This window comes from Rhodothermales bacterium (assembly GCA_041391505.1).
Lineage (GTDB): Bacteria > Bacteroidota > Rhodothermia > Rhodothermales > JAHQVL01 > JAWKNW01.
In genome coordinates this window covers 208,204-234,846 of sequence record JAWKNW010000004.1, presented here as the reverse complement: position 1 = coordinate 234,846, position 26,643 = coordinate 208,204, and the positions used below count along the sequence as shown (strand labels likewise).

The 26,643-nt window shown below is 64.9% G+C and carries 19 protein-coding genes; 7 read left to right on the top strand and 12 right to left on the bottom strand.

Features of this window, described 5'->3' with window-relative positions:
• Positions 1-23: 23 nt before the first annotated feature.
• Positions 24-2,804 (bottom strand): glycoside hydrolase family 2 TIM barrel-domain containing protein, encoded by a 2,781-nt coding sequence (locus tag R2834_06210; GenBank protein MEZ4699904.1) that lies wholly within the window; start codon positions 2,802-2,804, stop codon positions 24-26.
• A gap of 135 nt (positions 2,805-2,939) precedes the next feature.
• Here R2834_06210 and R2834_06205 point away from each other — a divergent pair, with 135 nt between their 5' ends.
• Positions 2,940-4,091: an NAD(P)/FAD-dependent oxidoreductase gene (locus tag R2834_06205; GenBank protein ID MEZ4699903.1), complete on the top strand. Its 1,152-nt coding sequence runs from the start codon at positions 2,940-2,942 to the stop codon at positions 4,089-4,091.
• A gap of 16 nt (positions 4,092-4,107) precedes the next feature.
• On the opposite strand, the gene R2834_06200 is transcribed toward R2834_06205, so the two are convergent.
• Both R2834_06200 and R2834_06195 read right to left on the bottom strand, forming a co-directional pair.
• Entirely contained in the window at positions 4,108-4,641 is a 534-nt protein-coding gene (locus R2834_06200; GenBank protein MEZ4699902.1) for a GNAT family N-acetyltransferase, read from the bottom strand.
• Between the two features lie 19 nt (positions 4,642-4,660).
• On the bottom strand, positions 4,661-5,077 hold the full coding sequence (locus R2834_06195) for a hypothetical protein (protein MEZ4699901.1): 417 nt from the start codon (positions 5,075-5,077) through the stop codon (positions 4,661-4,663).
• A gap of 141 nt (positions 5,078-5,218) precedes the next feature.
• On the opposite strand from R2834_06195, the gene R2834_06190 reads away from it, so the two are divergent.
• From R2834_06190 to R2834_06175, 4 genes are all read left to right on the top strand, one after another.
• Positions 5,219-8,395, top strand: coding sequence for a hypothetical protein (locus tag R2834_06190; GenBank protein MEZ4699900.1), 3,177 nt, complete (start codon positions 5,219-5,221; stop codon positions 8,393-8,395).
• 160 nt (positions 8,396-8,555) lie between these two features.
• Entirely contained in the window at positions 8,556-11,690 is a 3,135-nt protein-coding gene (locus R2834_06185; protein MEZ4699899.1) for a glycosyl hydrolase, read from the top strand.
• Positions 11,691-11,768: 78 nt separating this feature from the next.
• Positions 11,769-13,403 carry a M1 family metallopeptidase gene (locus tag R2834_06180; protein ID MEZ4699898.1) on the top strand — a complete coding sequence of 545 codons (1,635 nt, stop codon included), beginning with the start codon at positions 11,769-11,771 and terminating at the stop codon, positions 13,401-13,403.
• Positions 13,404-13,490: 87 nt separating this feature from the next.
• The gene (locus R2834_06175) at positions 13,491-14,141 is read left to right on the top strand and encodes a hypothetical protein (protein ID MEZ4699897.1); all 651 of its coding nucleotides are present in this window, start codon (positions 13,491-13,493) and stop codon (positions 14,139-14,141) included.
• Here R2834_06175 and R2834_06170 read toward each other — a convergent pair.
• From R2834_06170 to R2834_06160, 3 genes are all read right to left on the bottom strand, one after another.
• On the bottom strand, positions 14,125-15,444 hold the full coding sequence (locus R2834_06170; GenBank protein ID MEZ4699896.1) for a TRAP transporter large permease subunit: 1,320 nt from the start codon (positions 15,442-15,444) through the stop codon (positions 14,125-14,127). The two genes, R2834_06175 and R2834_06170, sit on opposite strands and share 17 nt — an antisense overlap.
• Complete coding sequence (locus tag R2834_06165) at positions 15,444-15,998, bottom strand: TRAP transporter small permease subunit (GenBank protein MEZ4699895.1); 555 nt, start codon at positions 15,996-15,998, stop codon at positions 15,444-15,446. The genes R2834_06170 and R2834_06165 overlap by 1 nt, the downstream gene beginning before the upstream one ends.
• A gap of 107 nt (positions 15,999-16,105) precedes the next feature.
• Complete coding sequence (locus tag R2834_06160; GenBank protein ID MEZ4699894.1) at positions 16,106-17,503, bottom strand: MBL fold metallo-hydrolase; 1,398 nt, start codon at positions 17,501-17,503, stop codon at positions 16,106-16,108.
• 335 nt (positions 17,504-17,838) lie between these two features.
• On the opposite strand from R2834_06160, the gene R2834_06155 reads away from it, so the two are divergent.
• Both R2834_06155 and lysM read left to right on the top strand, forming a co-directional pair.
• Positions 17,839-19,530 (top strand): L-lactate permease, encoded by a 1,692-nt coding sequence (locus R2834_06155; GenBank protein ID MEZ4699893.1) that lies wholly within the window; start codon positions 17,839-17,841, stop codon positions 19,528-19,530.
• 233 nt (positions 19,531-19,763) lie between these two features.
• Entirely contained in the window at positions 19,764-20,198 is a 435-nt protein-coding gene (gene lysM, locus R2834_06150; protein ID MEZ4699892.1) for a peptidoglycan-binding protein LysM, read from the top strand.
• A 351-nt stretch (positions 20,199-20,549) separates the two neighbouring features.
• Here lysM and R2834_06145 read toward each other — a convergent pair whose 3' ends face one another.
• The 6 genes from R2834_06145 to R2834_06120 form a co-directional block, all read right to left on the bottom strand.
• Entirely contained in the window at positions 20,550-21,272 is a 723-nt protein-coding gene (locus tag R2834_06145; GenBank protein MEZ4699891.1) for a hypothetical protein, read from the bottom strand.
• Between the two features lie 223 nt (positions 21,273-21,495).
• Positions 21,496-22,425 carry a HEAT repeat domain-containing protein gene (locus R2834_06140; protein ID MEZ4699890.1) on the bottom strand — a complete coding sequence of 310 codons (930 nt, stop codon included), beginning with the start codon at positions 22,423-22,425 and terminating at the stop codon, positions 21,496-21,498.
• A 29-nt stretch (positions 22,426-22,454) separates the two neighbouring features.
• A complete protein-coding gene (locus tag R2834_06135) occupies positions 22,455-23,414 on the bottom strand; it encodes an alpha/beta hydrolase-fold protein (protein ID MEZ4699889.1) in 960 nt (319 codons plus the stop codon).
• Between the two features lie 12 nt (positions 23,415-23,426).
• Positions 23,427-24,308, bottom strand: a complete 882-nt coding sequence (locus R2834_06130) for a hypothetical protein (GenBank protein ID MEZ4699888.1) — start codon at positions 24,306-24,308, stop codon at positions 23,427-23,429.
• On the bottom strand, positions 24,277-25,665 hold the full coding sequence (locus R2834_06125; protein ID MEZ4699887.1) for a hypothetical protein: 1,389 nt from the start codon (positions 25,663-25,665) through the stop codon (positions 24,277-24,279). Before R2834_06125 ends, R2834_06130 begins: the two co-directional genes overlap by 32 nt.
• A 3-nt stretch (positions 25,666-25,668) precedes the next feature.
• A complete protein-coding gene (locus tag R2834_06120) occupies positions 25,669-26,631 on the bottom strand; it encodes a hypothetical protein (GenBank protein ID MEZ4699886.1) in 963 nt (320 codons plus the stop codon).
• Between the last annotated feature and the right edge of the window lie 12 nt (positions 26,632-26,643).

Here is a 26,643-nt window from a genome sequence, read left to right as displayed (position 1 = left end):
CCACCTCGGGTGGGGTGAAGACGTTATTTCAGGGTCAGCGCCACGGTGGGATCCAGCGGATACCGGCCGAACCGGGCCCCGTAGATCGCCAGCCCGCCCGGGAGCGCGTCGTCGACTTCAAGACGGATGCGGACGGCGCCTTCCTCGGCGGCTTTCGCGAGCGCATCCGGGGGGATGGTGACGGCGAGGCGATACCCGTACGACCCGGCCTCGCGCAGCTTGCGGTCCTTGAGCTGGTTATGCCACGACAGCACGCCGCGGGAGTCGGCCGGGTCGTCGGGAAGCTCGTAGACACCGGCCGGCACGTCGTTGACGAGCACACGCACGGAACTCGGGTAGCGCTGCGTGTCCGTCATCGGGTAGGCATTCGGGTTGCGGCTCGGGTCGAAGGTGCCGCCGCCGAGCATGTAGTCGCCGCTCATGGCGGCGGCGTTGTCGCGGTCTTTCCCGAAGAGCTGTTTCGCCGACGCTTCCACCAGAAACGTCGCGCCCTCGACATCGGTCGGCTTGAGATCCGCGGGCCAGGCCAGCCGGTAGCTGAAGTGCCCCGCGCCGGCGCCGTTGACCTTGAGGCCATCCAGCACGTCCCACTGCTTGACCGACCAGTCGCTCTCGGCCAGATCCTTCGCGGCGACGCGGAGGAGCCGCGTCCGCCGGCCGTCGACCGTCATCGTCTGTGGCGGCGCGCCGGAGACGACAAAGGTCGAGAAGTTGCGACCGAGCACCGCGCCGGCGGCGTCTTCGACCGTCAGGGCGAGGACCACGACGGCGGGGCCGGCGGGCATCGTGCCGGCGACGGAGCCGATCGATCCCTGCATCCAGGGCCGGTAGGCGAAGCGCCGCGTCTGTTCGCCGAGCGGCACTTCGTTGCCGAGCGCATCCCACGCAAACCAGCGCGAACGGAGGACGAGCTCCTCCCCATAGTCGCGCCCCGTCATGAACGAGGCCACGAGCGGCACCTCGACGCGGGCGCCGGCGGCGGCGTCCTGCGACAGCGGCGTCTCGGGGGCGACATAAATCGGCGCGTGAAAATCGCGCAGGCTCATCCCGTCGACAAACGCGTCCAGGCCGGTAATTTTCTCCGACCGGTCGAACCGCCAGTAGCCGTTCCACTCGTTGATCACGTCGTGATGCTCGGTATAGAGCCAGCCGGCGACGCGCGGAAAACGCCGGAAGGCGTCGATCGCCCGGTGGTAATCCCACGTCCAGTCGACATCCCCGGTGCTCCCCTCATATCCCCACACGTTGCCGAACTCGCTGTTGATATTCGGCTGGCGATCCTGCCGGTAGCCCGGCTCGAAGTTCCAGGTCGACCCGGGATAGGTACCCTTGCTGACGGCGGCGAGGCTGTCTACCCACGCCCATCCGGGGAGATAGGAGTGCCAGGAGTTGATGTCCGTGCGGGTATGGCCCCGGTGGCAGCATACCGAGTTGTCCTCGACGAGCCGGGTGGGGTCGCGGCGCTTGGCCTGATCGTAGACGCTGGCCACCCACGCCTGCGTTTCGGGGGTGTAGATCTCGCGGTCGCCGGCTTTTGTAAAAAGCCCCCAGGTTTCGTTGAACGGCACCCAAGCAAAGATGGACGGATGGTTGAAGTCGCGCTGCATCATCCATTCGAGCGAGCGTTCGACTTCCTGCTTCTGGATGTCGACCGGCTCGCCCCAGCTGTTGGGCAGATCGGCCATGATGAGCACGCCGAGGCGGTCGGCCCAGTACAGCTTGCGCGGCAGGGCCACCTTGACGTGCACGCGCATCCCGTTCAGACCGATCTGGCGGGAACGGAGCACTTCGTCGCGGATAAAGTCGTCCGACGGGAACGTGTAAAAGCCGTCGGGATGGTAGGCCTGATCGAGCGCCAACTGGAGATAAACCGGCTCGTCGTTGAGCGCCACGTAGCGATAATCCGTGCCCGGCATGTCCATCACCGAGATCTTCCGCATCCCGAAATAGGTGCGGACCCGGTCGGCCTGATCGCCCTCACCGACGCGCACGTCCACATCGTACAGATGCGGATCGTCGAGCGACCAGCGGTGAGGATGGGGGATGGGGATGACGAGCGAGGCTTCGCGGGCGCCGGCGGGCACGGAGAACTGCGCGTCGGGCACCGAGGGATCCGTAAAATCCACGACGACCGCCACCGGCGAGGATGCCGGCTCCAGCAGGCGCACCGTCGCGGTGACCCGGTCGCGGTCGATGTCCGGCGCGAAATGCACGAACTCGGCCGGCGTGCGGCCGCGCACTTCCAGATACGGCGTCTGCCAGATGCCGCGGGCGTTGCCGTAGCCCTGCTTGCCGTAGAGCTGGTGGTCGCGACGGACATCGTCCACGCGTACCACGAGCCGCTGCGCGCTGCCCGGCCGGAGGTGCGCCGTCAACTCCGCCGAAAACGGGGTATAGCCGCCTTCATGCTCGCCGACCTGGTGGCCGTCGAGCCAGATCGTCGTGTGATAATCGGCCGCGCCGATGACGAGGAAAACCCGCTGGCCGGCCCAGTCGGCCGGCGCGGTGAGGTCCCGCGCGTACCAGCCGATGTCGGCGCCATCGGGCACACCCGACAGGTTCGAGCCCCAGGGGAAGGGCACGTTGATCGTGAGCGGAAAAGCGACGCCTCCCGTGTGCCAGCCGTCGGCGAGGCCGGCGTCCTCGGCGTCGAAACGAAAGCTCCAGGAGCCGTTCAGATTGAGCCATTGCGGCCGCTCGAAGTCGGGTCGGGGGTGTTCGGGAAGCGGGATGGTGGTTTGCGCCAGCGCGGCGCCGGCAAAAAGGAACGTGATGCCAGCAAGAAGGAGGCGAATCGAAAACATATCAGTTGATCGGATGGATGGAATAGGTGGCCTGTCGCGATGGCGTGCTATCAAGATACCGCCAAAGAACGACATTCGCCGGCGTTGAATCCCCTGCCAGGGCTGTATATTAACGCACTCGCTGCAAGCCGATATATGGACTCGTTAACGTCCCCGATCATCGAAACCCACGCCCTCGTCATCGGCGCCGGCGCTGCCGGCCTCGCCGTGGGCGCGTGCCTGCTCAAAAAACACATCCCGCATATCATCCTCGAACGCAGCGACCGTGCGGGGTCGGCCTGGGAGCGGCGATACGACCGCCTGCATCTCCACACCCACCGCGACTTCTCGGCGCTGCCCTATCTCCCTTTCCCGAAAGAGACGCCCCGCTACCCGGGCCGCCGCGAGGTGGCCGCCTACCTGCAGCACTATGCCCGCACGTTCCGGCTCGAACCGCGTTTCGGGCAGGAAGTGCTCGACGCCCGCCCCGAGGGCGGCCACTGGATCGTCACCACCGCGGACACCCGCTATCGCGCGCGCGCACTGGTCGTGGCGACGGGCCAGAGCCATACCCCGTATCGTCCGGAATGGCCCGGCATGGACGGTTTCCCGGGTACGATCCTCCACAGCGCCGAATACGCCAACGGCAGCGTGTTCAAGGGGACGCGCGCGCTGGTGGTGGGCTTCGGCAATTCGGCCGGCGAGATCGCCATCGACCTGCACGAACATGGGGCCCGGGTGTCAATGGCGGTGCGGGGCGCGGTGAACGTGTCGCCGCGTGACATGCTGGGGATGTCGACCCATTCGATCGCGGTGATGCTCAGTCCCCTGCCGGCGCCCCTCGCCGACCGCCTCACCAAAACGCTGCCCCGGCTCGTCATGGGCGACCTCACGCGCTACGGCATCCACCGGCTGCCGTACGGGGGGATGATTCAGATCGAAAAGGACCGGACGACGCCGCTGCTCGATATCGGCACCGTCGATCTGATCAAGCAGGGCGCCATCACCGTGTATCCCGGTCTCGATCGGTTCGAGGGCGACACCGTCGTGTTCGCCGATGGCCGGCGCGCCGCGTTCGACGTGATCCTGCTCGGCACCGGTTTCCGGCAAAACCTCGCGTCCTTTCTCCATGAGGCCGACGCCGCGCTGGACGAAAACGGCGATGCGCGCACGAGCGGCGAGGAGTCGGCCGTCCCGGGGCTGTTTTTCTGCGGCTTCCGGAATGCGCGGGGCGGGTTGCTGCGCGAGGCCGGCCGCGAGGCGAAGCGCATCGCGGAGCAGATCGAGACTTTAGTATCGAAGGGTTGAGCCGCCTCGCCTCCGCTCATCCGAGTTCTTTCCGCATGGCCACCAGCGGCAGGTGGACTCCGCCTCGCAAGACCGTCTCGTACCGCCGCGTCGCGGCGAAGCCGTAGGCGGCATAGAGCGGCTCGCCGGGCAGGGTGGCGACCAGTTCGAGCGCGCGGAAGCCGGCCTCCCGCACCGCCGACTCGCTGGCGCGCATGAGGGCGCCGCCGATGCCCCGGCGCGCGTGGCCCGGATGCACAAAAAACGCCCGGATCCGCGCGGCGTCCCGGGCCGGATCGAGCAGCGGATCCTCCTCGCCTTTCATCTGATCGCCGCCATAGAGCGTCTTGCGCCGGCTCCATCCGCCGCATCCCACGATCGCATCGCCGTCGGTCACCACGAAGTAGGTCCGGTCTTCGAGCAGTTGCGTGTCGACGCCGAAAATCTCCACGATCGCCTGTTCGATCTGCTCATCCGAATAGAATCCCGGACTCAGGCCGCGGACGGACAGCGGGATCAGCGCCTGCATGCCGGCGAGGTCCGCGGGGCCGGCGAGTCGGAGGTGTCCCATACGCTTCGACAGAGGGGGTTCAGCGGATGAAGAGCAGGTAGACCGGAAGCAACGCATTGACGACGATGAGGGCGACCCAGAACAGCGTGGTCCACGTGCTCATGTGGCCGAGCGGATGCTGCTTGAGATACGCTTCCCAACCCAGTTCGCCGGGTAGCTGGACCGTGTCGGTCACCTTTTTGAGATAGCCCGAGACGCGTCGAATGGTTCGGATCGTCATCAGGTTGTTGAACCAGAGAAGCACGGTGATCACGAGGGGGATCCAGTAGGCGATGGTGATGACCGCATTCTCCTGGCTGAGCAGCCACGCCCACATCGCGCCCGTGATGAACAGGATATGCCACGTCTGCGCGGCCAGATGGTCGATGCGCTGCAGGTTCTCGGCGCGCAGGGCGTTGTATTCGGCGATGAGGAGCTCTTCCTGGACGCTGGACATGTCGGGCCTGGGGCGGATGACGAGGAGGGAGCCGGCGCACGCAGTGTAGGCATGCCGCACGAAAAGAGAAAGGGGTGAGAAGATCGCGGCCAGTGGTTACCTTACGGCGATTCACCGACCCTGGTTTTTACGCACACGAATATGACTTCATTTCGGACGATACAGCGCATCGCCTTCGCGGCGCTCATCCTCGCCGCCGGCTTCGCCCCCGCGGCCTTCGCGCAGGTCGACATGGACGCCTTCAAGGCCCTCAAGGCGCGGTCGATCGGGCCGGCCGGCATGAGCGGCCGCGTCACGGCGATCGACGCCGTCGTGGCCGATCCGGACATCGTCTACGTCGGCACCGCGTCGGGCGGGCTGTGGAAATCGACCAACGGCGGGATCGACTTCGATCCGGTGTTCGACGACCAGCCCGTGCACTCCATCGGCTCGATCGCCATCTACCAGAAAAGTCCGGACATCGTCTACGTCGGCACCGGCGAGGGCAATCCGCGCAACAGCATGAACGCCGGCAACGGCGTCTACAAAAGCCTCGACGGCGGCCGGACCTGGATCCACCTCGGGCTCGACGCCACCCGCAGCATCCATCGCCTCTTCGTGCATCCGGACAATCCGGACATCGTCTATGCCGGCGCGCTGGGCTCCGGCTGGGGCGCCAACGAGGAACGCGGCGTTTACAAGACGACCGACGGCGGCGCCACCTGGGAACAGGTGCTGCACTTCGACGCGACGACCGGCGTCGGCGACATGGTGATGGATCCCGTCAACCCGAACAAACTCATCGCCGCGATGTGGCAGTTTCATCGCGAGCCGTGGTTCATGAACTCGGGCGGCGAAAACTCGGGGATCTATGTGACGGTGGATGCCGGCAAGACGTGGACGAAGCGCACGGAAAAGGACGGGCTCCCCGGCGGGATCCTCGGTCGCTCCGGCCTCGCCATCGCCCCGAGCGACCCGTCCGTCGTGTACGCACTCGTCGAAGCCACGAAAAACGCGCTCTACCGCTCGAACGACGGCGGCGTAACGTTCGCGAAAGTCAACGACGCGAATGTGTCCGACCGACCGTTTTATTACAACGACCTGTATGTCGACCCCGCCAACGAAAACCGGCTCTACCACGTCGCCTCCATCATCCAGGTCAGCGACGACGGCGGGCGGACGTTCAAGGAGATCCTCGGCAACGTCCATCCGGACCATCACGCGTGGTGGATCAACCCCCGGGATCCCCACCTGATCTACGAGGGCAACGACGGCGGGATGGCCGTCTCGCGGGACCGCGGCGCGACGTGGCGCTTTATCGAAAATCTCCCCCTAGCCCAGTTCTACCATATCCGGGTCGATAATGAGATCCCCTACCGCATCTGCGGCGGGCTGCAGGATAACGGCTCCTGGTGCGGCCCGAGCCAGATCTGGAGCGCCGGCGGCATCCGCAACACGTACTGGCAGGAAGTGGCTTTCGGCGACGGGTTCGACGTGATGATCCATCCGGAAGACCCGAACGTCGGCTACGCCATGAGTCAGGGCGGGAATGTGACCCGCTTCCAGGTCGATACCGGGTTCCAGAAGTTCATCAAACCGATCCATCCGGACGGCATCGAGCTGCGCTTCAACTGGAACGCCGGCATCGCCCAGGATCCGTTCGACGCCAACACGATCTACTACGGCAGCCAGTTCGTCCACCAAAGCACCAACCGCGGCGATGCCTGGAGCATCATCTCGCCGGATCTCACGACGAACGACCCCGAGAAGCAGAAGCAGCTCGAGAGCGGCGGCCTCACGTACGACGTCACGGGCGCCGAAAACTTCACCACGATCATCGCCATCGAGCCCAGCCCCCTCGAGCGCGGCGTGCTCTGGGCCGGCACCGACGACGGCAACGTCCAGATCACGCGCGACGGCGGCGCCACCTGGACGAACGTCGTCAAAAACATCCGCGGCCTGCCCGCCGGCACCTGGGTGCCGCAGATCCGGGCGTCGCGACACCACGCCGGCGAAGCCTTCGTGCTGTTCGACGACCACCGCCGCAACAACTGGGAGCCCTACGCCTTCCACACGACGGATTACGGAAAGACCTGGAAGCGCCTCACCGACGCCGGCGAGGTGTGGGGCTACACGCTTTCCATCGAACAGGACCCCGTCGCCCCGAACCTGCTGTTCCTCGGCACCGAATTCGGACTCTACGTCAGCTTCGACTACGGCGACACCTGGCAGGCCTTCAAGCACGGCATCCCGACCGCATCGGTCATGGACCTGGTCATCCATCCGCGCGACCACGACCTCGTGGTCGCCACGTTCGGCCGCGCCGTTTTCGTGATCGACGACATTCGTCCCCTGCGCGCCGTGGCGCAGAAGGGCGCCGCGCTGCTGAACTCCCCGCTGGCCGTCTTCGAGGCGCCGGTGGCCTACCAGGCCGTCTATAAGCAGGCTCCGGGGACGCGTTTCGTGGCCGACGCCATCTATGCCGGCGAGAACCGCCGGCCGGGGGCGATGATTAGCTACCTGGTTACCCCTGCGGAAGTCAACGTGATGCCTGATGAGGAGAAAGGGGAGATGGATTCAACAGCGACGTCGAAAAAGGCGAAGATCGAGATACTGGATGGGGATGGTACGGTGATTCGGACGCTGAGCGGGCCGGCGGAGAAGGGAGTCAACCGGGTGTACTGGGAGATGAGCCGCAAGGGCATCCGGTTCAATCCGTTCGGCGAAAACCAAAACGCGGACGAGCCCGCCGGCGCGGATGTCCTGCCGGGCACGTACACCGCACGCGTATCCTACGCCGGCCAGACGGACGAGACGCCGGTCGAGGTACGGTACGACCCGCGCATCGACGTCCGCCGCGCCGACCTCGAAGCGCGTCTCGCGATGTACGACCGTTGGGAGCAGATCGCAGCCGTGGCGGTGGACGCCCAGAAGCGGCTGAAGCAGGCCGGCGAAACCATCGAGACGGTCGGCAAACTCCTGGCTGACCGCGACGACGAGGCCTCCAAAACACTCAAGGCACGTGGCAAGGTGCTCGCGGACTCCATCAAGACGCTCACCGAGGCGATGAGCGGCAAGGAGGTGCAGGGCATCCGCCGCGATCCGGAGACCCTGATGAACCAGCTGTTCACAGCGCGGAGCTACATCACCTCCGGCCTGAATGCCCCGGATCCAAGCGCGACGATCGCCCTCGACAAAGCCCGTGCTTCCTTGCGGGGGTTCGCGGACGACGTAAATGCGTTCTTCGCCGGCGACTGGGCGGCCTACCGGCAGGCGGTCGACGCCGCGAACGTCTCGCTGTTCAGGGACGCCGAGCCGCTGGCGGTGCCGGTGGAATGATGATTACTCCATGTCGGGTTGCGGGCCACGGAAGGCCGCGATGTGGAAAAAGACATGGCGGGTTACGGGCCAACGAAGGCCGCGATGTGGAAAAAGATATGTCGGGTTACGGTCCCTGCGGGGACCTAACCCGACCTACGGAATTATGGGAAATACGGGAATGGCTATGCGATTTTATCTGGCGACCCTCTTCGCGTTGATGCTGGCTCTGCCGGCGGCGGCGCAATCTTCCAACTACGACGAGGCGCTCTACAGCGCGCTCGAATACCGCAGCATCGGCCCCTTCCGCGGCGGCCGGTCGGCGGCCGTCACCGGCGTGGCCGGCAAGCCGCTGCTCTTCTACTTCGGCTCCGTCGGCGGTGGGGTGTGGCGGACGCAGGACGGGGGGCAGTCGTGGAGCAACATCTCCGACGGCTACTTCGGCGGCTCGATCGGCGCGGTGGCGGTCAGCGACTGGGATCCCAATGTGATCTATGCCGGCGGGGGCGAGGTGACGGTGCGCGGCAACGTCTCGCACGGACACGGGATGTGGAAATCCACCGACGCCGGCAAGACGTGGACCGACGCGGGGTTGAAGGATTCCTACCACATCCCCCGGATCCGCATCCACCCGAAAAACCCCGATCTGGTCTACGCCGCCGTGCTGGGCAACCTCTACCGGGATACGGAGGAGCGGGGCGTCTACCGCTCGAAAGACGGCGGCGCGACCTGGGAGCGGATCCTGTTCGCGAACGCCGGCGCCGGCGCGGTCGACCTGGTGATGGATCCGACCAATCCGCGCATCCTCTACGCCAGCACCTGGAACGTCCGCCGCAACCCGTACAACCTCTCCAGCGGCGGCGAGGGCTCGGCCCTGTGGAAGTCGACCGACGGCGGCGACACGTGGTCGGAGCTGTCCTCGAAAAAAGGCATGCCGGAGGGCACGCTCGGCATCATCGGCGTGGCCGTCTCGCCCGTCAACCCCGAGCGGGTCTGGGCGATCGTCGAGGCCGACGAGGGCGGCGTGTTCCGGTCGGACGATGGCGGGGAGACCTGGAAGAAGATCAACGAAGACCGCAATCTCCGGCAGCGGGCGTGGTACTACACGCGCATCTACGCCGACACGCGGGACGAGGACATGGTGTACGTCCTCAACGTGCAGTTCTGGCGGTCGAAAGACGGCGGCGCGACCTACGAGCGCATCCAGACGCCGCACGGCGACCATCACGACCTCTGGATCGCCCCGGAGGATCCGAGCCGGATGGTGATCGGAGACGACGGCGGCGCGCAGGTGTCGTTCGACGCCGGCGCGAACTGGTCGACCTACCACAACCAGCCCACGGCCCAGTTCTACCGCGTCACCACCGACACCCACTTCCCCTACCGGATCTACGGCGCGCAGCAGGACAACTCCACCGTGCGCATCCTGAGCCGGAGCCGGGGCGGATCGATCGGCGAGCGCGACTGGGAAGACACGGCCGGCGGCGAAAGCGGCTTCCTCGCCCCGCATCCCCTCGACCCGGACATCGTCTACGGCGGCTCCTACGGGGGCTACCTCGAACGCCTCAACCACCGGACCGGCGAATCCCGCGACGTGAACGTCTGGCCGGACAACCCGATGGGGTATGGCGCCGAGGGCATGCGATTCCGTTTCCAGTGGAATTTCCCCATCTTTTTCTCGCCCCACGACCCGAACACCCTGTATACCACGGCGAATCAGGTCTTCAAGACCACGAACGACGGCCAGTCGTGGGAAGCGATCAGTCCGGACCTCACCCGCAACGACCCGAGCACACTCGGCCCCTCCGGCGGCCCGATCACGAAGGACAACACGAGTGTCGAGTATTACGGGACGGTCTTCGCCGCGGTGGAATCCCCGCATGAGGCCGGCGTGCTCTGGGCCGGCTCGGACGACGGGCTGATCCACGTCACGCGCGACGGCGGGGCCACGTGGCAGAACGTGACGCCGCCGGCGCGGATCATGCCCGAATGGATCCTCATCAACAGCCTGGAAGCCGATCCCTTCGAACCCGGCGGCTTGTACGTCGCCGCCACCATGTACAAACACGGCGACTTCCGGCCGTATCTCTACAAAACAAAAGACTACGGGAAGACCTGGACGAAGATCGTCGCCGGCATCGACGAGGCGCACTTCACCCGCGTCGTCCGCGCCGACCCGCGGCGGCGCGGCCTGCTCTACGCCGGCACCGAGGTGGGGATGTACCTGTCGTTCGACGATGGCGCGCACTGGAAACCGTTCCAGCTCAACCTCCCCATCGTCCCGATCACGGACCTGATCGTGCACGAAAACGACCTCGTCGTCGCCACGCAGGGGCGTTCGTTCTGGGTGATCGACGACCTGACGCCGCTGCATCAGCTGAACGAGACCGTCGCGAAAGCCGATTTCTGGCTGTACGCGCCGCGCCCCACCTACCGCCTCAACGGCGGGGGCGGTGGCCGGCCGCCGCAAAACGCCGGCGCGAATCCCCCGAACGGGGTGATGCTGCGCTATTACCTTCGGGAGAAGCCGGAGGATGAAGCCGGCGTCACTCTCCGCATCCTGACCCGGGACGGGGCGATCATTCGGTCTTACACGTCGGACGCGAAGGAAGAAAACGAGCGGGTGCCGGCGGCTGCCGGCGCCAACCAGTTCGTCTGGAACATGCGCTACCCCGATGCCGAGGGATTCGACGGCCTCATCATGTGGGCCGGCAGCCTGACCGGCCCGAAAGCCGTCCCGGGCCGCTACCAGGCCCGCCTGATCGCCGGCGCCGACTCGATGACCGTCCCCTTCGAGATCCTGCCCGACCCGCGTCTGTCCGCCCCGGTGGCAGACCTCCAGGCCAAGTTCGATTATATCGCGGAATCGCAGCAAACCCTGACCGAGACGCACCAGACGATCAAGTCCATCCGGGAAATCAGGAAACAGGTGGAGGAGATCCGCGACCGTGTGAAGGGAAGCGACGGCGAGGCGGCCATCGAGGAAGCAGGGGACGCGCTGCTCGAACAGCTCAAGGCGATCGAAGAAACGCTGTACCAGACGAAAAACCGCAGCGGGCAGGATCCACTGAATTACCCGATCCGGCTCAACAACAAGCTGGCGGCGGTGGTCGGCACGGTCGAGCAGGGTGAGTTCCGCCCCACCGATCAGCAGGTCGCTGTCCGCGACGCGTTGACGCAACAGATCGAGGAGCAGCTCGAACGGTTCGAGCAGCTGATGGAGCAGGCCTTGCCGGCGTTCAACAAGCTGGTGCGCGACCAGGATGTGCCGGCGGTCGTGATCGAGATGAAATCTGCGCCGCCCCCCGGCACGTAATCCGGCTGCCGGCGTAAGACCCGAAGGGTTTTAGAAACCCTTCGGGTCTAGGCCAGGGCTCCATTTTTATCCGAAACTATGCCGCATTTTTCCCTCCGCATGGCGTTCGCGCTGTGCCTCCTTTTCGTCGCAAACGCCAACGCCCAGTTCACCCGGCAAGACTCGCTCAGGGGTTCGATCACCCCGGAGCGCGCATGGTGGGATCTGGTCTATTATCACCTCGACGTCAGCGTCGACCCCGCCGGCCGCACCGTCTCCGGCACCAACACCGTCGCCTACCGCGTGCTGGCCCCCGGCCAGCGGATGCAGATCGACCTCCAGCCGCCCATGCGGATCGAGTCCGCCACCCAGAACGGCGCCCCCCTGCCCTTCGAGCGCGACGGCAACGTGTACTACATCGACCTCAAGGAACCCCAGGCACTGGACGCCCTGAACGAGGTCGCCATCCGCTTCGGCGGCATACCGAAGGAAGCCGTCCGGCCACCATGGGACGGCGGCCTCACCTGGCGCGCGGATAACCGCGGCAACCCGTTTGTCGCCACCTCCTGTCAGGGCATCGGCGCCAGCATCTGGTGGCCCACCAAGGACCACATGTACGACGAGCCGGATAGCATGCTGATCAGCGTGACCGTCCCGGATTCGCTGGTGGGCGTCAGCAACGGCCGGCTCCGCAGCGTCGATCCCCCTAAAAACGGCACCCGGACCTACCACTGGTTCGTCGACAACCCCATCAGCAACTACGGCGTGAACGCCAACGTGGGCGACTACGTGCACTGGTCAGACACCTACCCCGGCGAGAAGGGCGATCTGAGCCTCGAGTACTACGTGCTCCGCGACAACCTCGACAAGGCGCGCACCCAGTTCGCCCAGGTGCCGGGCATGATCGAGGCCTTCGAGCACTGGTTCGGCCCCTATCCGTTTTATGAAGACGGGTATAAACTCGTCGAGGTGCCTTATCTCGGGATGGAACACCAGAGCTCCGTCACGTACGGCAATCGCTATGGCAACGGCTATCTCGGCAACGACCTCAGCGGCACGGGATGGGGGTTGAAGTTCGATTTCATCATCGTCCACGAATCCGGCCACGAATGGTTCGCCAACAACATCACCTACAAGGATGTGGCCGACATGTGGGTGCACGAGGGGTTCACCGCCTACTCCGAGAATCTGTACCTCGACTACCACTACGGCAAAAAGGCCAGCGCCGACTATGTCATCGGTACGCGGGGACGGATCCAGAACGACCGCCCCATCATCGGCACGTACGGCGTCAACCACGCCGGCTCCGGCGACATGTACTACAAGGGCGCGAACATGCTGCACACGATTCGCACCCTGATCGGGGACGACGAGAAATGGCGCCAGATCCTGCGGGGGCTGAACGCCACCTTCTATCACCAGACCGTCACCACACAGCAGATCGAGCACTACATCGTCGACCAGAGCGGCCTCGACCTCCAGCCGGTCTTCGATCAATACCTCCGCGATACCCGCATCCCGACCCTCGAATACCGATGGGAGGATGGTAACACGCTGGCGTATCGCTGGGCCGAGGTCATCGACGGCTTTGCGATGCCCGTCGCGCTCAGCGTCGAGGGCCAGACCTATTCCGTGCGTCCGACGTCCGCGTGGCAGACCCAGCGCACCCTTTCGCGTGGCGATGTCGAAGTCGACCGCAATTACTACGTCGAGACCCGCGGCGTCGCCCGCTGAGGCCGGCACGAAATCCGCGTCGCCGCGTTAGACCCGAAGGGTTTTCGAAACCCTTCGGGTCTTCGGGTTGCATCGCGACGAGTGTTTATGAATCACCACCACCTCGACGTCTCCCGGAGCGCGCGTTTCTTTACCCTGGGCGCCCCCTCGCCGGCTCTCCGCGAGGTCTGGTTCGTACTCCACGGCTACGGCCAGCTCGCGGAGTATTTCATCCGCCACTTCCGCCCCATCGCCGACGACAGCCGGCTGATCGTCGCCCCCGAAGCGCTCTCCCGGTTTTACCTCGACGCCGAGTACAAACGCGTCGGCGCCTCGTGGATGACGCGCGACGACCGCGAGCGGGATATCGCGGACAATAACGCGTATCTGGAAACCGTCGCCGGCGAGATCTGGCAACGCCTCGACCCCGCCTCGGTAGAGGTGCACGTGCTCGGGTTCTCCCAGGGCGGCGCCACGGCGTCTCGCTGGGCCGCCACGTCCGCCGGCTTCGCTTGCCACCGGCTGATCCTCTGGGCGTCCCGCATCGCCTCCGACCTCGACGGCCACGCGGCGAAACTCAACCGCATGCGCCTCACCTACGTGGCGGGAGATCGAGACCCGTACCTCACGCCGGAACGCGCCCGGGATGAACGCGCCTGGCTGGATGGACACGGCATAGCCCACACCTTCGTCCCGTTCGAGGGCGAGCACCGCATGAACCCGGACGTGCTCCGTCAGCTGATTACACCAGCCACGTAACCAGCTCGGGGAACAGGATGATGAGCAGCAGCCCGATCAGCTGGAGCACGATGAAGGGGATGGCGCCCCGATAGATGTCGGTCGTGGTGAGCGAGGGCGGAGCCACGCCGCGCAGATAAAAAAGTGCAAACCCGAAGGGCGGCGTCAGAAAGGAGGTTTGCAGGTTCATGCCGATCATCACCCCGAACCAGACCAGATCGATCCCCAGGATGCGCGCCGCCGGGACGAGCAGCGGGAGGATGATGAACGCGATCTCGAAGAAGTCGATGAAGAACCCCAGGATGAAAATCGTAAGGTTCGCCACGATCAGCAACCCGATCACGCCACCCGGAAGATTCGTCAGCAAGTCCTCGATCCAGAAATCCCCATACAGCCCGCGAAAGACGAGCGCGAAGGCGGTCGAACCGATCAGCAGGAACAGCACCATCGAAGACAGCTTCGCGGTGGCGTTGAGAGAATCCTTGAGCGCCGCGCCGGTCAGCCGGCGATTCACGGCCGCCAGCCCCATCGCGCCGATGGCGCCGAGCGCGCCGGCTTCCGTGGGCGTCGCCACGCCGGCGAAGATGCTCCCGAGCACCACCAGGATCAGCACGAGCGGGGGCAGCATCACCAGCAGCACCCGCTTCAGCAACGCGCCGCGCTCGAACTGGCGGTCTTCGTGCGGCAGCGCCGGCGCGTCCTCGGGACGCACGATCGCCACGATGGCCACGTACGCGGCATACATCACGGCCAGCAGGATGCCGGGCACCAGCGCGCCCTTGAAGAGGTCGCCAACCGAAATCCCCAGCTGATCCGCCAGCACCACCAGCACGACGCTGGGCGGTATGATCTGCCCCAGCGTGCCCGACGCGGCGATCACGCCGGCGGACAGCCGGTTCGAGTAGCCGTAGCGCATCATGACGGGCAGCGAGATCATCCCCATCGCCACCACCGACGCCCCGACCACCCCGGTCGCAGCCGCGAGCAGAGCCCCCACGAAAACGACCGCCATCGCCAGGCCGCCCCGCATCGCGCCAAAAAGCTGCCCGATCGTCTGAAGCAGGTCCTCGGCGAGGCGCGACTTCTCCAGGAGCGTGCCCATGAAGATGAAGAACGGAATCGCCAGCAGCACATAGTTGGCCATGATGCCGAACGTGCGGTCCGGCAGCGCCAGCAGCAGGTGCCAGTCGAAAAAGCCCATCTCCACCCCGATAAACGCAAACACGAGGGCGGTGCCGCCCAGCGCAAAGGCTACCGGATACCCCATAAAAATCAGCACGAGCGCGCCGACGAACATCAACGGCGCCAGCCAGTCTCCTTCCATCAGAGGGCCTCCTCGCCGGCGGGGGTTGCATCGTCCCGGGTGGCGCGCAGCACGGCGACCTGCCGGATGATCATGGACACGCCCTGCGCGATCAAGAGCACGAATGCGATCGGGATGATGGTCTTGATCGGGTAGCGGGGCAGTCCGCCCGGGTCGGACGACATTTCGCGGACGCTCCACGAGTTGATCACCGCCGGCCAGGAGACCACCAGCATCAACACACTGAAGGGGATCAGGAAGAGTACGGTGCCGGCGATATTGATCCACGCCTGTCCGCGAGGCCCGAGCCGGCCATACAGCACATCGACCCGCACATGCGCGTCGTGCTTGAGCGTGTAGGCCGCGCCGAGCAGGAACACCATGCTGAACAGATACCACTGCAGCTCGATGTAGGTGTTCGAACTGAGCCCGAGACCGGTGTAGCGGTCCAGGTAACGCGCAACCGCGTTGAAGGCGCCGACGATGACCATCGCCAGCGTGAGCCAGTAGGTGATGCGGCCGATCCGTTCGTTAACGGCGTCGATCCAATCGGCGAGGCGTGCCCAGACACGCATGGGGCAGTCCGTCTGGTGGGTGGGGTACCATGGCATCCGGCCTCGTGTGGCCGAACCGATCCCAATGTACTGTTCCCGCGGACGAGATCAAACGCCGCAATCCGGCCTCAGAGCACCAGCCGCTGCCCGCATTCCGGAAGATGGATGGTGATTTCCGGATAGAAGTACCGGATGTTGTCCGCCATCCACTGGCGCGCGTCCGTTTCGCCGTGCACCAGGACGATCTGCTCCGGCTTGAGGCGCTCGACGATCTGGAGCAGGTCGCGCCGATTGCTGTGGCCGCTGAACCGGAAACGCTCCACATCGCAGTTGACGGGTTGAGGGCCGACCATGCGATCCAGCACGACCAAGTTGCCGGGACCTTCGGCCGCGGCATCGAGGATCAGGCGCGCCGGCGAATCCTCCTTCACGTAACCGACCAGGAAGATGCCATGCTTGTCGCTCTCCACGAGCTGCTGCGCCAGCCGGTTCGATATCGTGCGCTCGAACATCATGCCGCTGCTCATGATGTGGATGCTCGGCTTGCTGAGCGCCTCGCGCGTGGCCTCGTTGCTGCGCGGCAGCCGGCGCTGCGGCACGCCGTACACCTGAAAATCCGGATCCAGACGCGGCGTCGATAGACGCGTCTTGTCGTACAGATCGGCCACGGCGCGCATGGATCCGGCCGTGTAGATCGGGACGTCCTCCGGGATCCGGCCGTCCGCCATGAACCGGTGGAGCATGGCCAGCATCTCCTGGGCGCGTCCGAGCGCAAACACCGGGATGAGCACGGTGCCGCCCCGATCGAGGACGCGATGGAGCGAGGCGGCGAAGCGGTCTTCTTCGAGCTTGCGCGTGGTGCGCTCGGCGTCGGGGTCGGCGCCGAGGGTCGACTCCAGGATCAGGAGATCGAGCGGCCCGTCGGGGTAGTCGCCCCCGGGGATGATGTCCTGCGGCCGCACGTTCGTGTCGCTCGTGTAGAACAGCCGGCGCTGCCGGCCGTCCTCCTCGAACGTCATGTGCACGCCGACGGCGCCGAGCAGGTGGCCGGCGTTATAAAACTCCCCTCGGAACGGGATGTCGTCGTTCACGCCGCGCAGATCGAACGACTTTCTGAGCTCGTGGGTGAGATACAGAAAGCTCTGCATCTCCAGCTCCTCCTCGTCGAACAGGGGTTCGTAGGCGCTGGAGCCTTCCTTGAGCTTGCGACGCTGCAGCCGGGCGGATGCCGGCAGCAGCAGATCGGCCAACTGCCGGGTCGCAGCCGACATATGGACGTTGACGTTCGGGTACTCCCGAAGGAGCACGGGCAGCGAACCCATGTGATCGTGGTGCGCGTGCGTCACGATGACGTGATCGACGTACCACGCTGAATTGCGGCGGAGAATATCGAAACGCGGCAGGCTGTCCACGCCCTCGGCATCGGGATCAGCGCCGGCGTCCAGTACAATGCCGGTTTCGTTGATATTCAGAAAGAGACAGCTTGCGCCAATATCTTCCGTGCTCCCCAGCGCGACAAACTCCATGGACGTGTTACATGCGTTAGAGCCCCGGGAACCCTGCGCGGGCTGTATGGAGCGGGCCGTAGAAAAGAAGAAACGAGTCGTTTGAAGCTGCTTGGTACAGGCTGAGCGGCAAAACGGTTTCAGCGACGGGCGCAATAACACGTTCACCTCACACAATCTTCCCCGTCGAGGGTGCAGGAAGGCCGGGGCGCCTGTTCACGAGAACCCGGTCGAACGTACGCCCGCACCCCGGGACGTCCATCCCCTCAAACCCGCGTGCTCTTAGTTGCGGACTTGCCGGGCAGGCGCTACTTTCGCTGATCGTCTGCGTCCATAGCCCCACAGAAGGACCTGCCATGTCGCTGCCTCTCCAGGCGTTTGTCGCCGTATTTCCCATCATCCTGGCGGCCGTGTTACTGGTCGGGTTTCGCTGGCCCGCCCGGCGCGCGATGCCGCTCGTCTATGTCGTGGCCGCCCTCCTCGCGCTCACGCTCTGGGGCGTGGCGCCGGCGTATGTCGCCGCGTCGACCGTCGAGGGATTGTTTATCACCTTCAACATCCTCTACATCATCTTCGGCGCCATCCTGCTGCTGAACACGCTGAAATATTCGGGAGGGATATCGGCCATACGCGACGGGTTCACGCGGATCAGCACCGACCGGCGCGTGCAGGTGGTCATCATCGCCTGGCTTTTTGGAGCCTTCATTGAGGGCGCCGCCGGCTTCGGCACGCCGGCCGCCGTGGTGGGCCCGCTGCTCGTCGCCCTCGGGTTTCCGGCGCTCTGCGCCGTGATGCTCGGCATGATGGTGCAGAGCACGCCCGTGACGTTCGGCGCCGTCGGCACGCCGATCCTCGTCGGCGCCGCCGGCGGCCTGCAAAGCCCGGAGGTGACCGAACAGCTCGCCGCCGCCGGCTGGACCTTCGACGGGCTCATCCGGCAGATCACGACCGAGGCGGCCGTCCTCCACGGCATCACCGGCACCATCATGCCGCTGCTCATGGTGATGATGATGACGCGCTATTTTGGCGCCAACCGGTCGTGGAAAGAGGGACGGGCCATCCTGCCCTTCGCCCTCTTCGGCGGACTGTCCTTCACCGTCCCCTACATGCTGACGGGCATCTTCCTGGGCCCCGAGTTCCCGTCGCTGCTGGGCTCGCTGATCGGGCTGGGTATCGTGACCCTCGCTGCCCGGCGCGGCTTCCTCCTCCCGAAAGACACCTGGTCGTTCGCGCCGGCGGCCTCGTGGCCGGCGGATTGGACCGGCTCGATCGACATCCGCCTGGATCACGAGCTGGGCCGACCGATTTCGACGGCCAGAGCCTGGCTTCCCTACCTGGTGCTGGCGGTGCTGCTCGTCGCGAGCCGGCTGCCCTATCTCCCGCTGGGCACGTGGCTCAAGGCGCCGACCCTCTCCTGGTCGTCCATTTTCGGCACCACCATCACGGCGTCGACGCAACCGCTCTACCTGCCGGGGACGCTGCTCATCCTGACCGTCATCGTCACCTACTTCCTGCACGGGATGCGGCGCGAGGCGCTGAGCCGGGCGTTCAGCGAATCGACCCGCGTGCTGCTCGGCGCCGGCTTCGTGCTCATCTTCACCGTCCCGATGGTCCGTATCTACATCAACTCGGGCATCAATGGCGCCGGCCTGGCGAGCATGCCCATCGCCATGGCCGAGTGGGTGGCGGCGAGCGTCGGCGCCGTCTGGCCTCTCTTTGCCCCCACGATCGGAGCGATCGGCGCGTTTATCGCCGGCAGCAACACGGTCAGCAACCTCATGTTCAGCCTCTTTCAATTCAGCGTGGCGCAACAGCTGATGATATCCGGCGCGCTCGTCGTCGCACTGCAATCGGTTGGCGCCGCGGCCGGCAACATGATCGCCATCCACAACGTCGTCGCCGCCTCCGCCACCGTCGGCCTCCTCGGCCAGGAAGGCACCACGCTGCGACGAACGATCCTCCCGACGTTTTATTACGTGGGCCTGGCCGGCCTGATGGGCCTCGCGGCAGCCTATCTGCTGCACATCGGCGACCCCATCACCCCCTGACCGATGCTGTTCGATTATGGAACGATCACCCGCCGGCCGTCGCACAATACGACACCCTAGCGGGTTTCATGCGGGATCCTGCGCGAAAACAGGGGTTTTCGGCTCCGTTGGCACCTTTTTGGTTGATGGCGGCGCGGACATAAAAAGTTGACTGATGTCAGGCTAAATTGTTAGCTTGGCCCTGACCCACGAGCTTGCGCTATCACTGAACCTGGAGGTAACCATACATCCCTATGGGCATTTTCGATTTCTTGAAAAACATCGGCATCGGTGTCGACGACGGCAAAGAAGCCGAGCAGATCAAACAGACGATTTCGATGGCCTTTGGCACCAGCATCGAAGGCCTCAACGTCGCGTTTGACGACGGCACCGTCACGCTCAGCGGTCAGGCCGACTCCATCGCCACCAAGGAAAAGGCGGTACTGATGGCCGGCAACGTGAAGAATGTCGAGAAAGTAAACGACATGCTGACCGTCAAGGCCGCCCCGCCGGCCGCTCCCGAGCCGAAATTCTACACCGTTAAAAAAGGCGACTCCCTCTCGAAAATCGCGAAAGAAGTCTACGGCGACTTCAAGAAGTGGGAGAAACTCTTCGAGGCCAACAAAGAGGTCATCAAAAACCCGGACCTCATCTACCCCGGCCAGCAGATTCGCATCCCCGAATTGTAGGTCAAAAGGCTCCGGGGCAACCCGGAGCCTTTTTTTGTTCATCGGCCACTGGTCATCGGCCACTGGTCATCGGCCACTGGTCATCGGCCACTGGTCATCGGCCACTGGTCATCGGCCACTGGTCATCGGCCACTGGTCATCGGCCACTGGTCATCGGCCACTGTCACGGATGAACGCATTGCTCTCCAACGCCCTGACGCGCCCGAAGGGCGCCAATGACAGCGCCCAAAGGGCGCCAATGACCAGTGACCGCGCCCAAGGGCGCTAACCACCGCGCCCGAAGGGCGCCAGTGACCAATGCCGCGCCCAAAGGGCGCATGACCAATGACCGCGCCCAAGCCCTCCCTCCCCTCACCTCAAATCGTTGGCGAGCGTCCTCGTGATGCAATCCGCCGTGTAGCGGCTGAGCCGCTCGAGGGCGTCGCGCAATTCTTCCTCGCTCAATTCGCTCAGGGCTTTCGCGTTGCGGACGTTATCGAAGAGGTAAAACCCCCCGTCGTTGAGCGGCTCCTGCACCCCGACGTCCCGCTTCCAGACCAGCCGGCCCGAGTGGTTGTCGATCAACTCCACCCGGGCGTCGACGAAGTATTCCATGCCGCCATCGTAGCTGCGGCCGGCGTAGATGCCGTGGTTCTTGATCCGGAGGATCATCACGAAATCCGACCGGTCGAGATCTTCCGACGGGATCGCCCCCATGTAGCGCGCGGCCCGCGGCAACGCCTCCTCGGCGATCAGCATCGAGACATCCACCGAATCCGCGGCGCGGTCCAGCCGCCGGCGCGCCTTTTCAGCATGCGCCTCCTTGGCGATCGACGTGGCGGCCCGGAACAGCCCGCCCACCGACCGGGATGCCACACCGCCCACCACATCGCCCTCGACGTCGGTGATGATGCGCGGCACCGGCGCATACGGGGCGTCGAGCGCCAGGGTCTGCCCCTGGAAATCGTAACGCGCCAGATAGTGATGGTGCCGGGCGCATCCACCCATAAAAAATGTCGGCGCGATAAGCAGCCAGACCAGGATCGCGCGCAGACGCGGCGCAGTGTTCAGAAAAGCATACGCATTGTTCATCATAGCACCCATTCTACCCGTTCGTGAGTCGTTTTAAGCTATCGGGTGGCGATGGGAGGCAATAGTTCAAAGCCCGTACCGGGGCGCAAGGTGGGAGGATTAGGGATCAAGGATTAGGGATCAAGGATTGAGGATCAAGGATTGAGGATCAAGGATTGAGGATCAAGGCGGTATGCCCACAATCCCTTGAACCTTGAGCCTCAAACTTTGAACTCCCTCTCCCCCCTCACTTCCGGTCCAGGTGGACGCGGCGGGCGAACTGGGGCGATTCGGGGTCGGAAAGGATCAGGAGCGCGTGGGCGGCGCGGACGCGGACGTCGAGCACGGGGTCGTTGAGCATGGCATAGAGCTGACTGGCGCCGTCGACGAGCCAGGCCTCGGCCGCGGCGCGGGCGGCCTGGGACCGGGTGACGGAGTCGTTGCTGCTCAGCTGCGCGTAGAGGGCGGCGCGGCCGGCGGGGTCGCCCAGCACCGCCAGGGCGCGCTCGACGTAATACCGGTCGGCGTCGTACCGCGCCAACTCGAGGCTGGCGTTGAGGAGCGGGATATCCGAGGCCTCGCCGAGCTGGAGCAGCACGTCGGCCGCGATGCCGCGCACGATGGGGTCGTCGGAGAGCGCGCGCGACCGGATGAAGCCCAGCGTCTCGCCGCGTCCGGAACGCTGCAGCGCGGCGGCGGCGTACACCCGCAGACGCCCATCCTCACCCTCTTTCATGGCCTCCTGCAGCAGCAGCGTATCGCCCACGCGCCCGATGGTAAACAGCGTCCGCGCCGCCGCAAGACGCGATTCCATGTTTTGCCCGAGCAACATGTCCTGCAGCAGCACGATGCTGCCGTCATACCCGCTGCGCACCAGTTCGCCGATGAGGCCCGCCCGGACCGGGGCGTCTTTCACGACGGTCAGCAGATCGAGCAAGACGGGCTGCACATCGAACGTGTAGCGCGCGCCGGTAAGGGCCTCGGCGGCATGGATCACCGTTTCCGGATCGCCCTGGAGCATCCCCTGCCGCAGCGTCTGCATGCACTGTTCGTGCACATTGGCCGTGAGCAGATAGACCGCCGGCGGGGGCACGGGCGCATGGCAGCCGGCGATCGCGGCAAAAGCTAGAAACAGACAGGCGGCATTGCGGGCAATGCGCCGGCGTACGGCGGTCATGATGGGCTGGGAAAAAATGAACGGCTGCGTCAGCCGGGATGGGATGCGCCGTCAACCAGCGCTCCGCGCAAGAAACGAATCAGAAACCGGTCCGTCCAGTGCCAGTCGTGCCGGGCCTCGGAGTCGAACACCAGGGTGTCGAAACCCAGGCGCAGCCCTTTGTTTCTCACGAGCCGGCCGAAAAACCGGGTCCGGTCCCGGTTGCCCTGCTGACCGTCCGCGCCGGCGCTGGCGATCCAGAAGGTCGTCTTCCCCAGCTCGCGCAGCCGCTGCTCGTCCGCGCGCTTGAGGGTGTCCGTCGGATTCCATCTCCGCAGCGCATCGGCATCCCGCGGGCTGCCCAGCGCCGCATCGAAGAGCGGCGAATCCCGCCAGATGGGATCCGTCAGGCCCTTCCCGTCCTCCCTCGGATCGCGGTGTCCGGGCCACATGAACAGGGCGTCGTACATCGCCGCGTGAGCAAAAAAACCGGGGCGGTGGATGGCCAGCAGGCTGACCGTATATCCCCCCAGCGAAAAACCGGCCGCGAGCCGGATGCCCCCGCTGGTCTGGGGATAGTCGCACCCGATGCGTGAAAACAGCTCGTCGTTAAGGTAGCGCCAGAACCGCCCTTCACCCAGCCCCTCGGGGCGCCCCGCCATCGGCCCCACCATATCGACGCCGAGCGACGGCACATGGTTGTTCGTGCTCGTCAGACCCGGCATCACGGCCAGCATCGGCGGCAGGTCGCCGGCCGCAATCGCCCGGTCGAGATCCTCGATCGCCGTGCTGTGCTGACGCGAGGCATCCTCCCCGATGTTGACCCATTCCCGCTCGTGCCCCCGGAACAGATAGACCGCCGGCAGCGCCGCATGACGATCCAGGCCCGGCGGCTCGTAGACGTAATAGGACTTGCGTAGACCGAGCGCGCGGGATTGCAGCCAACGCAGCTTGAGCCGGCCCTGGAGCGTTTCCGCGTGCCGGGAGAGAATGTCGCGAGACGAAGGCATGTAGGCGTGATGTCAGGCGACGTGCGGTTCGACAGGCCGCGTCGCTTCGCTGGTCCAGGGCTCCCCGATCGCCTGATGGAGAAAGTTCGGGATGACGCGGCTGTGCGTGCGCGCCAGATACTGTCGATCCTTGAGCCGCTGCATGATGAGCTTGAACTTGGCCTCGCCGTGCGCCTCGATGAGCGCCGCGCGGCGAACCGGGTCGTTGAAGTGCCGAAGCATGCCCGGCGGATGCGCCTCGGGATGAAACTGCACGCCGACCATCTCCGGCGAAACGCGCAGCGCCATGATGGCCTGCTCGAGTGCGACATGCGGACGGAATTTTTCGCGGGCCAGGATCTGCGCGCCCAGCTCTTCGATCCGCCGCTCGTGCCGATGTACCACCTGCCAGTGCCGAAAGTCGGCCGCATAAAACGGGTCGCCCAATCCCTGGAACAGCGGGTCCTGCACGCCGGCCGACGTCGGGTTCACCGGGAAGACCCCGAACGACTCGGAGCGCCGGCGGGTCACCTCGGCGACGCCGAAATGCCGGCACATCAACTGGAACGAGTGGCAGATGAACAGGACGTGCCGGGCCCGCCCCTCCGCGCGATGCGACTCGTTGAACGTCCACAACCGATCCAGCCAGCTAAAATACGCATCCTCCCAGGCCGTCCCGACGCCCTCGAACGGGCTCCCCGGTCCGCCCGACGAGATGTACAGATCGTACGACAGGTCGGGCACCTCGCTGCGGCGACGCACATCGAAGGTTTTCCACGTAAACGAACGCCCCGAATAGTGGGCCCGGCCGTTGAGCAAGAACCGCTCGATGGCATGCATGCCCAGATTGGGCTCCCCGTTGTACAGATCGAGAATGGCGACGTTAATCGGGGACTCGGTACGAATTGTCGTCATGCGTATGGCGTAAGATGAACAGCGGCAGCGAACCGCCGCCGGCCGTTACGTTGGCCAGGTTCGAGGCCGACGTCCGCGTCAGGCAGCCTCCCATCAGGGGTCCGTTGAGATACGGATCCAGGTCGATGATAGTCGGCACGTATTCCCATCCGCCGGCTGTTTTCTGCAGGAAGGGCTCCCGATGGATATCTACTACCTCCTGGACTACAAATTGATGCCGCGCGCTTTGTTCGATGGCGTCGTCCCACTCCGCCTGGGAGGCGGAGAATCCGAGCGTAACCCCCTTGCCGCCATACTCGTCGTTCGGCTTGATTACAAAGTAGTTTCGGTTGTTTCGGACGAACTCTAAGAGGTCGATGTCCAGACCCCGGAACGTGGTCCGCTCCGCGCGCAGCATGCGCGTCCACGGGATGTGATTCCGGATGGCCTCCTGCTGTTCGGGCGTGAGATGGCGGGTGTAGCGCTCATCCGTCAACAGGCTGAAGATGGCCTTCTTGTGCACCATCTTCGTGCGGAACGTGTTGAGGTAGCACGTTTTCTGGGCGATATAGCCTTCCAGAAATGCCTTGCACGTGTCGCGCATCTCGTAGTACTCGTTCATCAACAGCCGGCGATACAGGATGTCGATCCGCCGCCCGTTCGCATAGATCCACCCGTCCCGGCACTCCAGCGCCCGCGGATCCACCACCTCGCACGGATAGCCCATGCGTTCGAGATAGGCTTTCAGCAGGTTGAACTCGTGGATCGTAGGCACGTCGAGATGGTCCACGATGGCGACGGCGGGATGCTCTTCCCGGCCGTCGAATTGCTCGTGGTAGATCTGCATCAGCGCCGCCACCGTGTGCTCGAGCGGCGACACGAAGCGAACGGGATGCTGCTTCTCGAACGCCTGGAAGATCGGCAGCGACCGGTAGATGCGCCCGAGTTCGTGGAGATACGCGATGCCGGCGGGATTCTCGGCGTTCAGCTCGACGAACTTGAACGACGACCGGGTCATAAACGAATCCATCCGGGCGAATGCCGAAAGCCGGATCACGTTCGTCGGTATCGCCGCCAGCTCGATCTCCCAATCCTCCATCCCCAGCTCATGCCGGAGCACCTGTTCCTTGCCGAAACAGATCGCCGCGATATGCAGGATGGCCTGACGGATCAGATACACGGTGTCCTGCACGGCGTTGTAGGTCGCCTCGGTCATCAGCGTCGGGCGCAGGCTGTTCGCCATGTGCCGGTCGCCAAAGAGCACGCGGCGTTCGTGCTGCAGCGCGACGAGCTGGTCGAGCTGGGCCTCGGCCGCCGGCAGGTTGGCCTCGATCAATCCGTGATAGGCGCCGATGGCGTTCGTCAGTGCGTTCGACATCGATCAGCCCACCCTCCCGGGCTCCAGCAATCCGTTGGCCGTAAACGCCGGCGCGGGCTTCGACTTCGCCCGGTCGACGAGGAATTTCCCGACTGTCCGGATCACCCACTCGTAATTTTCCTGACCGACCGTGTGGTAGTCGGCATCCGGCGCGGGATTCATGAAGTCGATCGCGTACGGAATCCCGCCGCGGACGGCGAACTCGACCGTATTCAGGTCGTACCCGAGCGCGTCGCACAACGCGAGCACGTCGCGCTCCAGCTTTTTCTTCATCTTCGGATCGATCGGCGACGGATCCACTTCGGTGTACCGGGTGCCGGCGTTGTCCGCCGCCGGGTTGTACCGCATGATGCGGACGTGCTTCCGCCCGATGCCGTAGCACCGGAAATAATCCTCGAACTCGATCGACTCCTGGAGCATCATGCACGACGTGCCCGACGCGTTGTACGCCTCGAACAGCGCCTCGGGGTCGGCTACCCGCGTCACCCCGCGCCATCCCCCGCCGTCGTGCGGCTTGAGGAAGGCGGGAAACCCGACATAGGCGAACACCGCCGGCCAGTCGATCGGATACTTCAGGTTCCGATACGACGACGCCTGGGTATTGGGCATGTGGTCCTTGTGCGGCAGGATGACGGTCCGCGGCACCGCCACGCCGGCGGCTTCGGCGATCACGTTGTCGATGAACTTGTCGTCGGCGCTCCACCAGAACGGATTGTTGACCACGTACGTGCCCTTGAGCGACGCCCACTTGAGGTAGGAGCGGTAGAAAGGCACTTCGTGGGATATCCGGTCGAGCAAAACGGCGTATTCCGGGTCTCCGTCCATCCGCACCGAGTCGAGCATCACGAATTCCGCGGTGACGCCCTTGTCGCCGTAGTGCTCGTTGATGTGGTGAATGAGTCCGTCCGGAAACGTGGTCTCCATTCCGCGGAGAATGCCGATTTTGACTTCTTTCTTGCTAGCCATGGGGAGTCGGGT

Excerpts from the sequence above, each read along its gene's own strand:
- R2834_06210 (MEZ4699904.1), bottom strand. The coding sequence starts at position 2,804 with ATGTTTTCGATTCGCCTCCTTCTTGCTGGCATCACGTTCCTTTTTGCC.
- R2834_06205 (MEZ4699903.1), top strand. The coding sequence starts at position 2,940 with ATGGACTCGTTAACGTCCCCGATCATCGAAACCCACGCCCTCGTCATC.
- R2834_06200 (MEZ4699902.1), bottom strand. The coding sequence starts at position 4,641 with ATGGGACACCTCCGACTCGCCGGCCCCGCGGACCTCGCCGGCATGCAG.
- R2834_06195 (MEZ4699901.1), bottom strand. The coding sequence starts at position 5,077 with ATGTCCAGCGTCCAGGAAGAGCTCCTCATCGCCGAATACAACGCCCTG.
- R2834_06190 (MEZ4699900.1), top strand. The coding sequence starts at position 5,219 with ATGACTTCATTTCGGACGATACAGCGCATCGCCTTCGCGGCGCTCATC.
- R2834_06185 (MEZ4699899.1), top strand. The coding sequence starts at position 8,556 with ATGGCTATGCGATTTTATCTGGCGACCCTCTTCGCGTTGATGCTGGCT.
- R2834_06180 (MEZ4699898.1), top strand. The coding sequence starts at position 11,769 with ATGCCGCATTTTTCCCTCCGCATGGCGTTCGCGCTGTGCCTCCTTTTC.
- R2834_06175 (MEZ4699897.1), top strand. The coding sequence starts at position 13,491 with ATGAATCACCACCACCTCGACGTCTCCCGGAGCGCGCGTTTCTTTACC.
- R2834_06170 (MEZ4699896.1), bottom strand. The coding sequence starts at position 15,444 with ATGGAAGGAGACTGGCTGGCGCCGTTGATGTTCGTCGGCGCGCTCGTG.
- R2834_06165 (MEZ4699895.1), bottom strand. The coding sequence starts at position 15,998 with ATGCGTGTCTGGGCACGCCTCGCCGATTGGATCGACGCCGTTAACGAA.
- R2834_06160 (MEZ4699894.1), bottom strand. The coding sequence starts at position 17,503 with ATGGAGTTTGTCGCGCTGGGGAGCACGGAAGATATTGGCGCAAGCTGT.
- R2834_06155 (MEZ4699893.1), top strand. The coding sequence starts at position 17,839 with ATGTCGCTGCCTCTCCAGGCGTTTGTCGCCGTATTTCCCATCATCCTG.
- lysM (MEZ4699892.1), top strand. The coding sequence starts at position 19,764 with ATGGGCATTTTCGATTTCTTGAAAAACATCGGCATCGGTGTCGACGAC.
- R2834_06145 (MEZ4699891.1), bottom strand. The coding sequence starts at position 21,272 with ATGATGAACAATGCGTATGCTTTTCTGAACACTGCGCCGCGTCTGCGC.
- R2834_06140 (MEZ4699890.1), bottom strand. The coding sequence starts at position 22,425 with ATGACCGCCGTACGCCGGCGCATTGCCCGCAATGCCGCCTGTCTGTTT.
- R2834_06135 (MEZ4699889.1), bottom strand. The coding sequence starts at position 23,414 with ATGCCTTCGTCTCGCGACATTCTCTCCCGGCACGCGGAAACGCTCCAG.
- R2834_06130 (MEZ4699888.1), bottom strand. The coding sequence starts at position 24,308 with ATGACGACAATTCGTACCGAGTCCCCGATTAACGTCGCCATTCTCGAT.
- R2834_06125 (MEZ4699887.1), bottom strand. The coding sequence starts at position 25,665 with ATGTCGAACGCACTGACGAACGCCATCGGCGCCTATCACGGATTGATC.
- R2834_06120 (MEZ4699886.1), bottom strand. The coding sequence starts at position 26,631 with ATGGCTAGCAAGAAAGAAGTCAAAATCGGCATTCTCCGCGGAATGGAG.